Here is a 12,961-nt window from a genome sequence, read left to right as displayed (position 1 = left end):
CAGGTTAGCGGCAACACTCACCCTGTCCGGGTGGCGGAATGGCAGACGCGCTAGCTTGAGGTGCTAGTGCCCGTATAGGGCGTGGGGGTTCAAGTCCCCCCTCGGACACGATCTATCCCCCAACGGTGCTCGCCGAGATCAATTTCGGCCAGCACCGTTTGTGTTTCCTGAGCGTAGGTCAGCCTGAGGTCGAGGGCTCGGTAGACCTTCCACTTGTCCTCTGGGATGGCGTCCTTGATCGCCTGCGCGATGTCGCCAAGCTGGTTGATCAAGGTCCTGATGTCGTCAGTGGTGATCTCTTTGGGCTTCGGTTGGGTGATCGTCTTTCGCTGTTGATCGAACTCGTCTTGGGCTTCTTTGATCCACTTGGTGACGACCGCGGGATCGGCTCCCGCATCCAGGGCTGCCTTGTAGCGGGCCATCTTCGCATCGAGGGTCTTGGTCGGGTGCTGCCCCGGCGGCGTCTTCGGGCCTACATTGAGCTGGCTCGCGAGATCGTTGATTGTTTGGTCGCGTGCCGTGGGGCTGAAGCTCTTCGTAAGCCAGAGGTCGATCGCTGGCTCGATGGCGTCCTCGCGCAAAATGATGTTCTTGGGGTGGTCTACCCGGTTGGCACGGGCATACTCGGCCGGATACCTACAGCGGTAGTACTTGATGTCGTGCGCATGCAGGCCCTGCATCTTCCGGCCGCAGAGTCCACAGAAGATCAGGCTCTTGAAGACATACGGATGTTTCGACGGCTTCACTCTGCGGGTGTGTCCGTGCTTCCGCCGGTAGCCGAGCATCTCTTGTGCCTGGTCGAAGGAGTCCTCGTCAACGATGGGCTCGTGCACGATGTTCTTGGAGATGATCCAGTCTTCCTTCTTGTTCCATCGCATCACCTGCGTGTGGCCTTGCGCGACGTCGTCGACGTCGAGCAGGACCTCGTCGGTGCGTTGCTTGTTCCACACCTGCCGGCCCGTATAACGCGGGTTTGTAAGGATGGTCCGGACTGCGCCCTTGCTCCACGCCAGGCCGGTGCGGTGCGGGTTGCGTTTGCGGTCGTAGGCGGACGGGCACGGGATGCCTTCCTCGGTAAGGTCTTCGGCTATGGCGTACATCCCGGCGCCGTTGAGGAAAGCCGCGAAGATCCGCATGACGACGGGCGCGGTAACGGGGTCGGGTGTCAGCCCGTGCAGCATTCGGCCGTCGGCTGCTTTCGCCGGGTTGGGATGCGGGCCAAGGTCTTTGAGCTTGTAGCCGTAGGGAGGCCGGCCTCCAAGAAACCGGCCTTCGATCTCGGTCTGGGCGACCATCGCGTTGCGTACGCGGGTCTTGACCCGATTGCGTTCGCCTTTGCTCATGCCGCCGAAGATGGACATCATGAGCTCGTGCACTTCGTTGCGCGGGTCGATAGCGCCGCCCATTTCGGGCACCCATAGCGTCACTTTGTAGTGCTCAAGCAACGGCAGGGTGAGCCCGAACTGGTTGCCGTAGAAGGCCCGGTGCGGCTCACCAATGACGATGTGGTCGAAGCCGCGCTTGGGGTCCTTCAGTTTCTTGAGTAAACGGCTTGCTTCAGGCCTCCGTTGCCACGGAATGGAGCGGCTTTCGCCGACGTCGAAGAAATTTTCGACGATCTGTCCGCCGTATGGAGTGATGAGGTTCTGCGCGAGTGTTCGCTGCCAATTGAACGAGGACTCTGGGTCCTGGTTGTCTTCCGTGGATACTCGCCCGTAGAAGGCGAAGCGCATCGTGTTTGTCATGGGTTTCCTTCTTCTTGCTGTCGGCGTTTCTCTAGTACGGCGCGGAACAGGCTCAGCAGTGCACGTGCCGATTCCGGGTTGAAGACAGGCGGTTGCTCGGGCACCTCAACGTGCACGTGTGCTTCGCTAATGCGGTCTGCGGTGGATTCGTCGTTGGAAGACATGGCATTCCTCGGCTTTCTCGATGCGGTATTGGCTTTGGCTCTTGCTCTGGCGAATGTGCATCGGGTTTCCTCCTTCGTTTTTGTCTAATGTGGACAGTTGGATTCGATCTTGCCTGACGGCCCTGTTGTGGATCTCCGCTCCATCTCGGGCTGGTGTCAACCGCCGGTTGGCTGACCGCCGACCCTCAGGTGGGCATCAGGCGCCGAACGGCGGCACGGCGGGGATGGTTTCGGGGTGGTGCTGATGTGGATGAGCCCCGACCGTAGCGGCCGAACCTCTCAGCGCAAGGGCCTGAGAGGTTTTGAAAACCTCTCAGGCCCTCAGGCGGAAAACCTCTCAGGGTTCGGCCGAAAACCTGTCAGCCGTGGTGGCGCCCACTTTTAGCGCGTCTCGGCGTCGAACGCGGCGAGGTTGACGGGACTTTGCACCGGAAGCTCGGCTAGGCGCACCAGTGGTGTGGCTGCGGCGTGGAGGTGCCAGACCTGTTCTGCCGGGTTGCTTCCGTCGAGGCGGTCGCGGGCGATTGTCGCGATGGGGATCCTGGCCTTCACGCTGGCCAGCTTCTGGTGCAGGTGTCCTTCCCGGACCGTTGTGGGCAGGCTGAACAGCACGGGCCATCGTGCGTCCCACATCTCGTTGTAGCGGACGACTTTGTCGACGAGCGTGGGCAGGGATTCGGTGCCGTGGTCGTGCTCGTAGTAAAACGCGATCGTCTGCCCTCGGTCGGTCCATACGCCGATGCCGTCTGGCTTGACCGAGGCAATCGACATGGTGCCGGGCGGGCTGAACCACTGGTTACGGTGTTCGGGTAGCCAGTGATGAAGCTTGGCTCCATCGTTGAGCCGCTCATACTTCGCCAGCTGGGTGAAGAAGTCATTGATTCCGAGCCGGTGTTCGAAGTTGCGGCTGGTGACGATCCGGTGGATCCGGGCTTCAGACTGCCCCAACCGGGGCGGCGGTTGTGACCGTGATCCGGCGACGATGAACGCGCCCAGGTGGTCTATGACGTAGTGGAACGGGAAGTTGCCACCTTCTAGCCGGTACGGCTGGAACCGCTTGAGGACGCCGTAATCGGTCAGGTTTCTGAGCCGGACCTGGGCACGGTGCAGGCTCGGATAGAGAGCATTCGCGATCTGGTCGGTGGTGAGCAGCTGGTGATCGTAAAGCCAGCCGAGCAGCCGCCAGTCGCGCGGCGTGAGCCGGTGCTGCATGAGCACGGCTTGGTCTGTTTTGGATTGGCGTGGCATAAGGCATCGCTCCTTTGTTTGTCCCCCTCGCGGGGAGAAGAGAGAAAGACCCCTTGGTCTTTCTGGATCGGGCAGAGGCGGCCGGGAGCGGCTTGACCTGGGCGGTGGCGCGATGCGGGTGTGCTTAAGGGGCAAAGGTTCAAGGAGCACCGGCTTAAGCACGAGCTCAAGCAGCCGCTGGAGCGCACCCCGGGTGTCGCGGGCGGAATTTCTATTCCACTCCCAGTACCGCGCTGAGATGCGATATGGCTGGACGCCAAAACCTCTCAGTACCTCTCAGCGACTGCCGGTGCAGGTCGGCGCGTTGGGCGTGATCATGGCTGAGAGGTTTCTGCGTCAGGGCGGGGCTCTGTCAGGGTTCCACCGATGCATGGTTCCGGAGCCCGAATCCTCACACCTCTCAGCGGCCGATCCCCCACGCGGCCGGACCTCACAGCCCCCGGCACCTCAAAGCGATACTGAGAGGAATTCCGCTGACCTGCGCTGACAGGTTTTCTGTACCGCTGAGAGGTTTTCGGGTCCAGCCATTTCGCCTCTCAGCGCGGTACTGGGAGATAGCTATCGCCCGCCTGCTGCTCGGCTTGCGGAGAGGTATTTGAGGATCGCGTCTGCCACGTCATACGCTCCGGGTTCTGGCACGCTTGCGTTAGGCCCTAGCCGCTTGGGCGATGTCAATGAGCGCGCGGGTGGCGGCAACGGCGGCGATGAGGTCGGGACGGTTGAGTCCATCGAGAGTTTGTCGGAGCACGGCAGCCGCGTCGCTAATGGACAGTCCCTGAGTCGCGGTCACCTTCGCCGCGAGTTTGACAAGATCTCCGCGGGCGAGGTACTTGGCGGCCACGGCTGCACGAAGCAGGGTCGCGACGGCAGTGTCGGTATGTGCTTGGGCCGCTTGGTCGCTGTGGGCTTCGATGAGCGGAATGAAGGTCAGGTTGCTAGCCGGTAGCCCAAGACAGTCAAAGATCGCAGTGCCATCGGCAGGAATTGCCGCGGTCACTGGTGGCCACTGGTACCAGTCGACCCACAACGGTAGGCCCGATACCTCAAGGCATACGCCGACGCAGTCGCCGCCGATCGGTGCGTTGCGTGGTGCCTTCACGGAGGCCAGCACCTGACTGCCGAACAGGTCAGCGAGGTCCAGCCCTGAGAACCAGTCGCCAGGTACGGCGATGAGATCTAAATCGGACCATGCGTCGCCTCCGCCACGGCCGAGTGAGCCAATGAGAAGCAGTGCACCTATACCTGCGCCGTGGGCGGCTTCGACGAGCCGGTCCAGGGCATGCTGGCGCCCGCGTTCAAGCGCAGCGAGCTTCACGGCTGCGCCGCTAGTGTGCCCGTGCGGTCCACTCACTCACAGTCCCTTTGAGATGGTCTTGGACACCCCGCCGCCAAGGGCTCGCACCATTTCCTTGCGCGACGGGGCGTAGCGCGCATAGTTGACTAGGTTAGGGACTGCGTGACGATCGCGCAAGTGCACTATTCCTTGAGGCCCAGCACGCCCAGCAGAGGGAGGCATGGCTCCAGGCCATCGACTCTCACCGAAAGGCGTTTGCCCTCCAGCCACCTTTCGCGGCTAAGCCGGAGACGTTGCGAAATCTGCAGGCGTCCCTGCACCACATCCCTGTTTATTCCGTCGTTCGAGTAGCCAAGCTTTCGTGACACGCCTAGCGACGCCGGGTTATCGGTGTATGCGGCCGAAACGATGGCTGTGGCGCCGAGGCCTGCGAACGCGAGGTAGGCGACAGCTGCCCGCATTTCTGTACCGATTCCTCGGCCGTGAAATCGCCGCCCGAGCCAGCTGCCGGTCGAGCACTCCCGAGTGACGGCGAAGCTCTTTCCGGATAGGGACTGTTGACCTACCACTTGGCCGTCCCAAATGACGGTGAAGGGAAGCGTCCACGATGCTGGCGACCATGCGCCAAGTGTCGCCCAGTGGTGCACGACCACCGAACGCGCCCGTTCTGCGGGAGGAAGATCGGTCCAAGGCACCGTGAAGGGCATCGTCGAAGGGTCGTGTACGCCTTCGCTGGCGACGTCGGCCAGAGCGCCCAGCTGTTCCGGTGCCGGTAACCCCAGCTCAAGCCTCGGAGTGCTGAGCCGCAAACCGAGCAACGGGAAGTGGTCGGTCAGCATCATTCAATAGTCAGCCATACCTTCTGATCGCTCAATTCGATTTAGACATCGGCGCCCGGACAACCCGATTGTCCGCCTACGAGAGATAGATGCACGCCGGAATTCATGTGAGCTTGTCTATGACTGCTACCCCGTGATGCGGGAGCGGCAATCGGTGCCGGAGGGCGGACCAATGAGAGCCAAGGCTGTTGAAGGTATTGCGATGATGCGACTTCTGAGGCGGCCGACCTTCATCTTGTCGACTGTGAGGTCGGGTTCAACCTTGTTGCGCTGCTTGATGAATTCGCACTCAAGGGTTTGCGCTCCGAGCGAACTTCATCTCGGGTCAATCCAGGTACGCGTCGAAGGCGAACATGGGCAGCTTGCAATGGATGTTCATGATCTGCCTATTCGCGAGCTGGAGTACATGCTCTGGGATCAGGTGCTTGCCCGATTGCTCCAGAGGTCTCGAAAGGACTACTTGATCGAGAAGACGCCGGCAAACGTAAAGATCGTTCCCCGGCTAGTCGAGTGCTGGCCGGACGCCAAGTTCATTGTGTTGAGGCGGAATCCTGCGGCGATAGTGGAGTCGATCGTCGCTAATGGACACACGCGGCCCAGGGCCCTAACGGTGGTTACCGAAGCAGTGATCCGACTGGATGAGGTTGCTCTTCATCTGTCGGCACATGAGATAACGTACGAGGGCCTACTTCAGGATCCACGCAATGTCCTAGCGGAGACCTGTGAATTTGTTGGTGTGGTCTTTGAGCCGTCGATGATGGCGTACGGCGATTTCGATCATGGAACGTTTGAGTACGGCATTGGCGACTGGGGCAAGCAGATCCGCTCCGGGCGCGTCCAGTCGGCCCGGCGGGTTCTGGAACCCGCCGAGCCCGAACTGCTAGATCTCTGTCAGCGGTGGGGTTACTACACCGACACAAGCACGGTGGCACCAGCATGATCGTGATGACACTGGTCGTACGCGATGAAGTCGACATCGTCGCCGCGACAATCGAGCATCATCTGGCAGCCGGAGTGGACCGGATTATCGTCGCTGATCATCGTTCAGTTGACGGGACCAGTGACGTATTGGCTGCTTACGCCAACGCGGGCGCCTTGGAGCTACATCAGGAAGATGGCCCAGCTTTTCGCCAAGCCGCCTGGACCACGGCTATGGCGAGGCAAGCCGCTATCAGACTTGGAGCCTCCTGGGTGATCAATGGCGACGCCGACGAGTTTCTATGGCCGCCGGTGGGCGTTGTTGAGCTGCTCAAGTCCACTCGGGTCAGCTGTCTTGTCGTCGAACGTGACAACCTCGCCGAGGATCCAACTACTGACAGCTCCTGGCCTTGGCCGTCGCGCTTGGTTCTGCGGGACACGCGGTCGTTGCGGAACGAAGGCAAGCGGATCGCACCAAAAATGATTCACGTAGCTGATCCTGAAGTCAGTGTCGGTGCGGGCGGCCATATCGTGTCCGGGCCGCTTATTGGTCCACCATATGCCGATCACCCACTGCGGATCCTGCATGCCCCTGACCGCGGTTTCACCCAGTACCGCCAGAAGATCAGCAATGGTGCCGCGGCTGTTGAGGCGGCAGATCTTGACGCGAGGATCTGCCGGCATTGGCGAGACGAAGCGGAGCAGCTCAAGGACGGCACGTTCGCTGATGCTTATCTCGCGGGCAGGCTGACTGCGGCCGAGGTCGACAGGCGCCTTGTATCCGGCCGCCTGGTTCGCGACACGAGGTTACGAGATCACCTCGCAAAGTTGGTCAGCACCGCTGTGCTGCCCGCGCAGTTGGCGAAGGTCGTCGGTGGTTTGCGTTCGCTGTAGGGCATTGTGAAGCGGACAAAGAACATGTCCGCCGTCGTAGCGCGAAAACATCGTCCGCGAAGGGCACGATACTTATATGGACTTCACTCCGATCAAACGTGAACCGGGCTCCTTCCAGGAGTCAGTCTTGGCAGACCAGATCTTGGCCATGTCCCGCCGGATATTTGGCGAAGACGTCAAGGTGGCGTCGGCGGTGGAGCTAGGCAACGGGATGTACAACAACACCTACCGTGTGGAGATCGAGTCGGTAGGACCCGTGATTCTTCGAGTGGCACCCGAGCCAGAGCGGCAGTTCCGCAGCGAACGCGAGCTGATGCGGGCGGAATACGACAGCGTGCCCTACTTGGCCCCTATCGCCTCGCTCATCCCGAAGACGCTGGGCGCAGACTTCACACACGATGTGATCGGACGCGACTATCTGTTCCAGACCCTGCTGGCCGGCATCCCTGGTCCGCAAGCCCTGGGCAAATACGATCGGAGCATGTGGCGGCTAGTGTTTCGACAACTAGGCGAGATCACCCGCAGCATTCACTCTGTTCACGGTGAGAGCTTTGGGGCGGTGCGCGGGTCACGCTTCGCGACGTGGAGTGAGGCCTTCCTCTTCGTGCTCGGGCAAATTGCCGACGACATCGACAGCGTCGGACTGGAGTCGAGCGACGTGCGCCTCCTGGCAGCGCTTGCAGAGAAAGACAGGGACGTCTTCGACGAGATAGCCCAGCCGAGCATGCTGCACGGCGATCTGTGGACGGTCAACGTCATGCTGGCAGCGGATGCGCCCGAGCCAACCATTACCGGGGTGTTCGACAACGATCGAACCTCCTGGGGGGACCCAGCTTCCGACTGGGCCATTCAGATGGCGGGTAAGAAGCCTGGCACTGAGCGAGATGCGTTTTGGGAAACCTATGGGCAGCTTCCCGATACGCCAGGCCGGCAGGTGCGCGAGCTGTTCTATCAAGCCAAGCACGTTGCGGCCATCCGGCTGGAGCGTCATCGGCTCGGCAATCACAGCGCAGTACCAGAGACGTACGAGCAAATGCGTGAGGTCATAGCGAAGCTGCAGCGCTGACAGCTCAGCTCATCCGTCAGCCATGAGCTGGCGGACCGCGCTATTAAACTCGGGCTGCGAGTGGGCATACGCAAGCAGATCTAGCTGGTGTGGCAGCATCGATGGGCTTCCGCTCAGGTACAAGCCAACGGGCACAAGAAAAGTACGGACCACAGCGTCCACACCGCGTTTGTGGCGTGGTGCCTGGTACAGCAGGTATGCGGCCCGAACCCACCTTTCCGCCGCGTGACCTTCGCCGCCTGGCATCGCTAGCAGCCACATAGCCCAGCGGAAGATTACGCGCCGCTTGTGCTCAAGCGCACTCGCGATGTAGAGCATTTCATCGTTGCTGTGACAGCGCGACGTATCGCCCCCGCGTGCCGCAATCCTTGATGCGATAACGGATGCGGCCTCTGAAGCAGCCGAGTTCCGCAGGAGGCGTGCGCCAGGAACCGTTTGACCGGAAGGAAGTCTTACTTCATTAACGACGACATCGCTGTCGTCCTTCTCGAATCGTCGGCTGCCAGTTCGGAGGATCTCCTCCATAGTTCGGCTTGCAGGCGTCTCGGCTCCGTCTGTGTACCGGAGCTCCTGTTCGTCCCATACCGCTCCCTCGCGAAACCGGCGTGGATCTCCGATCGGAAAATAGTTTGGGCTTTGGTCTGTAATCCGGGTTCGGAAGTTTTCGGCATGGATGGCGCTGTATCGCCCGTCAGCGCTGGGACGCGCCGCAGCGAGCCGGTATCTCCACAGCTCAACCGCAGAAAATGCTGACGCAAGGACAGCTTCCCGGCGGCGCGAGTCCGACGTGGGAGAAAGGCTGCGGCGGAGCATGCGATAGATCTGTTTGGCTTGATGCGCTTGAAGATTCGCGAATTCTCCCAGGTCGGAATTCACTTTGCCGTTGCTAGCCCGGATGAGGATGTGTGGCGTCGGGAAGCAGGCTGGGGTGATGAGATCTTCTAGAGCATGCCATGCGGATGTCATGCGTCGCCTGCCTTCGCGACCGGCTCTACCTCGATCCGTATGTCTGCCAGCAGATCGTTTGCACGTCGCTCTACATCGGAGGCATTGTTGCCCACAACAGCGAAGCATCCGAGCCTGTCGGAGTTGCTGCGGGGTGGCGCGACACGCGTACCCGCCGTGGCACGGACCCGTACGAACGGAATCTCTGAGCTGACCTTGGGAAGCCCATGTATCGCGACAAGCCGACCAGAACGATTGGCGCTTAGAAACCTCACCGTGGCAAAGCAATCAGAGGTCCTCTGTAGTTGCATGGGGCGGCCCAGGGCGACGTCAAGGCAAGCAGCCCACGGGTCGACTCCGGTGGCGTGCCTTATGAGGTGGCCGATGTTGCCTGCGGCGATTCGAGCAGCTACTTCAACGACCTTGCATTCGCCGGTGGGCGTGAGGATTACTTCCGTGTGGGTGGCGCCATTGCGGATTCCTACAGAGGCGATTGCCTGGCTGGCGGCATCGAAAATGGCCGTGCTGTCTGCATCTTCGTCGGCAGGAAGCATGTGGCCGATCTCAACGCGGTTGGAGCCTTCTGATACAAGCTTGCGGGTAAGGCAAAGGTGAGAGGTTCGCCCATCCTGAGTGATGGATTCGACGCTGTACTCCTGGCCGTTCGCGTACTCCTGGATGAGGACGCGCCCGTCAAGCAGCGCGCCGTACATCGAACGTTGACCATTGGCATCGAGCACCGCTCCCGCTAGCGCCTTAGGCCAATCAACGATCGTGACTCCGCCGGAGCCTGCACCTTCCGATGGCTTGACGACGACAGGAAAGCTCAGCCCTGCCGCGTGGATCTGGTCTTCCACGTTGCAACCGCCATCTAGGACGAGTGTTCGCGGAGCCGGAACATAGTATGCAGCAAACCTCGCTGCCATTTGCGCCTTGTTGCGTGCTGCTAAGGCGAGGCTCGGGTCGTTGCCTGGCAGCCCGAGGTCGGCGGCAGCGAGTGCACAAAGTGGCGTCAGGTACTCGTTGGTGGTGAGCACGGCAGATACTTTGATCAGCCTTGCATAGGCGACGACAGCTTTCGCCGCTTGGTCTGACGACGAGAAGTCAGTGAGCAGGTGCCCGGTGAGGAGGTTTCGGAGAGCGGTGTCGTATCCGTCCCAACGCTCACGGCTTGTGACTGTGAAGACCTCGTATCCACGGGCAGCGGCTGTCGTTGCGATGGCATGGGACTCGGGCCCTGCGGCCTCAAGCAACAGGACCCGCGTGGTCGTCATGACTGGTAGTCCTCGCGCTCGCCGTCGCGGTTCGTGTCGAGGGTGAAGCAATGGAACCCGCCTCCGAACAAGCGTCGGTGACGGTGTCTCACCGGCACGGCGGTGAAGCCTTCAGCCTCAAGAGTTTTGATGAGGCCGGTGCACTCCTGGTTCACCAGCACTGTGTTCGTGTCGATGGAGAGCACGTTCAGGTCGATGTATGGACTTGTGAGGACCAGATCGTCTTCCTCATAGGTCGGGAAGGTACCTGGGTCTGGCTCGGGAGGAACGATGAACTTCCACGATTGAAAGGCGTCTGGGAGCATCTGCCGTAGTCCCTCGTGGCGCGCAAGAAATACTCCTGGCCTGAGTGCGAGCAGCATGCTGTCAATGTGGTTGTCCGCCATCCGGTATACACGGTGGATTCGGTAGCGTTCGCCAAGATGACGGGCAAGCCACTGAAGTGCCATCTCGTGGTTGGCATGCGCCACGTTGACCACAAGGTCTCGTCCAAGCCGCAGTACCTGCGCACCGTCCAGCATCATCTCGAAGCCCACGTCGTACGGGCTAACCTGAGGATCGCTGATGGGCTCTGTGGGGCCGCCCAACGTCGTCGCGGCATCCCGTGCGTAGGCGAGGTCGAACGATATGTCGGTCAGCACAGGCCGGGGCATCGTGGTCCAGGTTGCTCCGGCGTTGTAGTAGTCAGTGAAAACCTTCGCCAGAAGCCGGGTTTCGAGATAACGCGACCTGATCGCAGGCGGCGTCTCTATGATTTCGTTGCCAAGTATCAGGGTGTTGTCGCGGATGTTCAGCGCCGGCGTTGGCGTGGCTTCCCATCCGCATCCGGCGATGCGGGTGGCCGCTGCTGGCAGCGGTATCGGCCGGCGGACCGTGACGCCAAAGGTGGCAATAACTGAGGCTAGGTTCTCGACGTCCTCATGCAGTTCCTCGGTGTATCGCTGTTTTATGCGCCACAGGTCGCTTGCTTTCCCGCTGTCCTGAGCCGACAGGCGCGGGTAGGCCCAGTCCGAGCGAAACCCCGCCAGGCTTTCGTGGTGGAACAGCTCGAAGGTCACGTCGCGCTCGTGCGAAAGGTAATTCTCGGCGGATCCTACGACGATCTCGCGCAGCGGCGTGAAGTCATCATGGCTTCTCAGTTTCACAAATGCTCCTAATTGGACTCTCGTCATGCGGATGCAGCTGCTGGGACACCAACTCGTTCACTGGCGTCATACGTGCCATCAGGGATGCCGTTGAAAACGTGGTCAAGGCCCGCTAGCGTCGCGTCACGTTCGAACTCGGAGCCGTAGGCGACGCAGAACACGAACTGTGCAATGCCCGGCACTTGAGCCTCGATCGGCATCGACACAATGACTCCTGTGCGGGTCTTCGGGTCGTAGAGTGTCCCTTGTCTTTCAGCCTCCGCGATGAACGTTTTCCAGTCGGGCACGGCCCAGGTCGGTGGCACGTGGTACTCGGTCACGGCGCGGCGTGGCGACTCGCTAACTCTGACGATGCCGTTAGCGATAGCTTGATAGATGTGAAGCGATCCTGAGACTTGGGCGTTTACTTCTGTGAACAGCACGTCTCCGCTTGGCGTGACAATGGCGTCTGCGCTTAGGTACCCGCGGTATCCAAAGCGCTGGTACGCGTCGGCAAGCTGGGTACCGCCGTCGAGCAGTTGCTGCTGAACTTCTGATGCCGCATGGCGAAGCGGGACGATCTGGTAGCTGAGTCGACGGCCAACGTAGTGCAGTGACCCCGCCTCTGTCGGCTGAGTTCCGTCGTCGCTTGCGAAATGCTCGGAATAGATCGTCTGTGCACCAGGCACGTACTCTTCGACGACAACGGGAAATCGCCTCTCCGCCGAGGCCCAGACCCATCGCTCGGACCAGTAGGCCTCAAGCGCAGCTATGTCCGATCCGGACAGTAGGTGCAGGTGCCGTGCGCCGACATGGCCGACAGACAGAGTCTCGTCGGCTAGGAGGAGTTGGTTACCCATGCCCGCACCGTTGTGGGCCTGCTTGACCATCACGGCCCCAGTCCGTGCGATCAGGTCGCTGCTAGCCTGGATCGCTTCACTCATGTCGTGGCACACCGTGCCGGCAGGTGTGGCGGTACCGGATGCTGCAGCGATAGCGCGGAAGAGTGCCTTGTTGTTGCAAAGCTCTCCGCCACGCTGAGACAAGAAGTCCGCGGCAGGCAGTCGGTCACGGAGACCTAGCGCATCGGCGAACCTAGCAACGCTGTCCGACGGCCAGAGGGGGAAGATTTCATCGACTCGCTCGCTGCCGATGGCTTCCGTAACAGCCTGAAGCAGTTGCGGGCTCGTAAGCGTTTCTGGATCGAGCAGGAGACCGCGGTGCGGGCCCTCCGGCGAGACGATCACATGCAGGCTCGTCTGGTCAATCCCGAGGTGATTGCATACGTAGCTCAGAAATCGATTGTCCGGCTCTGCACTCAGAATGACGACGTCGCCATTGCGGGCGAACCAGAACACGCGCTGGGTCCATGTGCGCAGGTCGCCGCGGTCGCGTATCGCAGGGTCAATGTGATTGCCGATGAGGATTCGCACGGAGCACTAGCTCCTTT

At 61.0% G+C, this 12,961-nt stretch carries 12 protein-coding genes and 1 tRNA gene; 4 read left to right on the top strand and 9 right to left on the bottom strand.

Translation table 11 applies throughout. The features are described from left to right. Positions 1-24: 24 nt before the first annotated feature. Positions 25-108 (top strand) — tRNA-Leu (locus tag A3E1_RS0104320). On the opposite strand, the gene A3E1_RS45925 is transcribed toward A3E1_RS0104320, so the two are convergent. From A3E1_RS45925 to A3E1_RS0104295, 5 genes are all read right to left on the bottom strand, one after another. Continuing rightward, positions 90-1,745, bottom strand: coding sequence for a recombinase family protein (locus tag A3E1_RS45925; protein ID WP_026208075.1), 1,656 nt, complete (start codon positions 1,743-1,745; stop codon positions 90-92). The genes A3E1_RS0104320 and A3E1_RS45925 overlap by 19 nt on opposite strands. Further along, on the bottom strand, positions 1,742-1,909 hold the full coding sequence (locus A3E1_RS46960) for a hypothetical protein (protein ID WP_020519511.1): 168 nt from the start codon (positions 1,907-1,909) through the stop codon (positions 1,742-1,744). The genes A3E1_RS45925 and A3E1_RS46960 overlap by 4 nt, the downstream gene beginning before the upstream one ends. 381 nt (positions 1,910-2,290) lie before the next feature. After that, entirely contained in the window at positions 2,291-3,157 is an 867-nt protein-coding gene (locus A3E1_RS0104305; RefSeq protein ID WP_020519510.1) for a replication-relaxation family protein, read from the bottom strand. A 646-nt stretch (positions 3,158-3,803) separates the two neighbouring features. Further along, positions 3,804-4,472, bottom strand: a complete 669-nt coding sequence (locus tag A3E1_RS0104300; RefSeq protein WP_020519509.1) for a hypothetical protein — start codon at positions 4,470-4,472, stop codon at positions 3,804-3,806. A 161-nt stretch (positions 4,473-4,633) separates the two neighbouring features. Then, complete coding sequence (locus A3E1_RS0104295) at positions 4,634-5,290, bottom strand: GNAT family N-acetyltransferase (protein WP_026208074.1); 657 nt, start codon at positions 5,288-5,290, stop codon at positions 4,634-4,636. Between the two features lie 136 nt (positions 5,291-5,426). Here A3E1_RS0104295 and A3E1_RS0104290 point away from each other — a divergent pair, with 136 nt between their 5' ends. From A3E1_RS0104290 to A3E1_RS0104280, 3 genes are all read left to right on the top strand, one after another. Then, positions 5,427-6,230, top strand: a complete 804-nt coding sequence (locus A3E1_RS0104290) for a sulfotransferase family protein (protein ID WP_083929355.1) — start codon at positions 5,427-5,429, stop codon at positions 6,228-6,230. Between the two features lie 5 nt (positions 6,231-6,235). After that, a complete protein-coding gene (locus A3E1_RS0104285; RefSeq protein WP_157631309.1) occupies positions 6,236-7,102 on the top strand; it encodes a glycosyltransferase family 2 protein in 867 nt (288 codons plus the stop codon). Positions 7,103-7,178: 76 nt separating this feature from the next. After that, on the top strand, positions 7,179-8,168 hold the full coding sequence (locus tag A3E1_RS0104280; RefSeq protein WP_020519505.1) for a phosphotransferase family protein: 990 nt from the start codon (positions 7,179-7,181) through the stop codon (positions 8,166-8,168). A gap of 9 nt (positions 8,169-8,177) precedes the next feature. On the opposite strand, the gene A3E1_RS0104275 is transcribed toward A3E1_RS0104280, so the two are convergent. From A3E1_RS0104275 to A3E1_RS0104260, 4 genes are all read right to left on the bottom strand, one after another. Then, entirely contained in the window at positions 8,178-8,486 is a 309-nt protein-coding gene (locus A3E1_RS0104275; RefSeq protein ID WP_020519504.1) for a hypothetical protein, read from the bottom strand. 644 nt (positions 8,487-9,130) lie between these two features. Next, the gene (locus A3E1_RS0104270) at positions 9,131-10,387 is read right to left on the bottom strand and encodes an ATP-grasp domain-containing protein (RefSeq protein WP_020519503.1); all 1,257 of its coding nucleotides are present in this window, start codon (positions 10,385-10,387) and stop codon (positions 9,131-9,133) included. Next, positions 10,384-11,532: a hypothetical protein gene (locus A3E1_RS0104265; RefSeq protein ID WP_020519502.1), complete on the bottom strand. Its 1,149-nt coding sequence runs from the start codon at positions 11,530-11,532 to the stop codon at positions 10,384-10,386. Before A3E1_RS0104265 ends, A3E1_RS0104270 begins: the two co-directional genes overlap by 4 nt. A gap of 23 nt (positions 11,533-11,555) precedes the next feature. Then, on the bottom strand, positions 11,556-12,944 hold the full coding sequence (locus tag A3E1_RS0104260) for a preATP grasp domain-containing protein (protein WP_020519501.1): 1,389 nt from the start codon (positions 12,942-12,944) through the stop codon (positions 11,556-11,558). Positions 12,945-12,961 lie beyond the last annotated feature (17 nt).

Source organism: Catelliglobosispora koreensis DSM 44566 (genome assembly GCF_000379685.1).
GTDB lineage: Bacteria > Actinomycetota > Actinomycetes > Mycobacteriales > Micromonosporaceae > Catelliglobosispora > Catelliglobosispora koreensis.
This window is presented reverse-complemented; position numbering and strand designations above follow the sequence as displayed.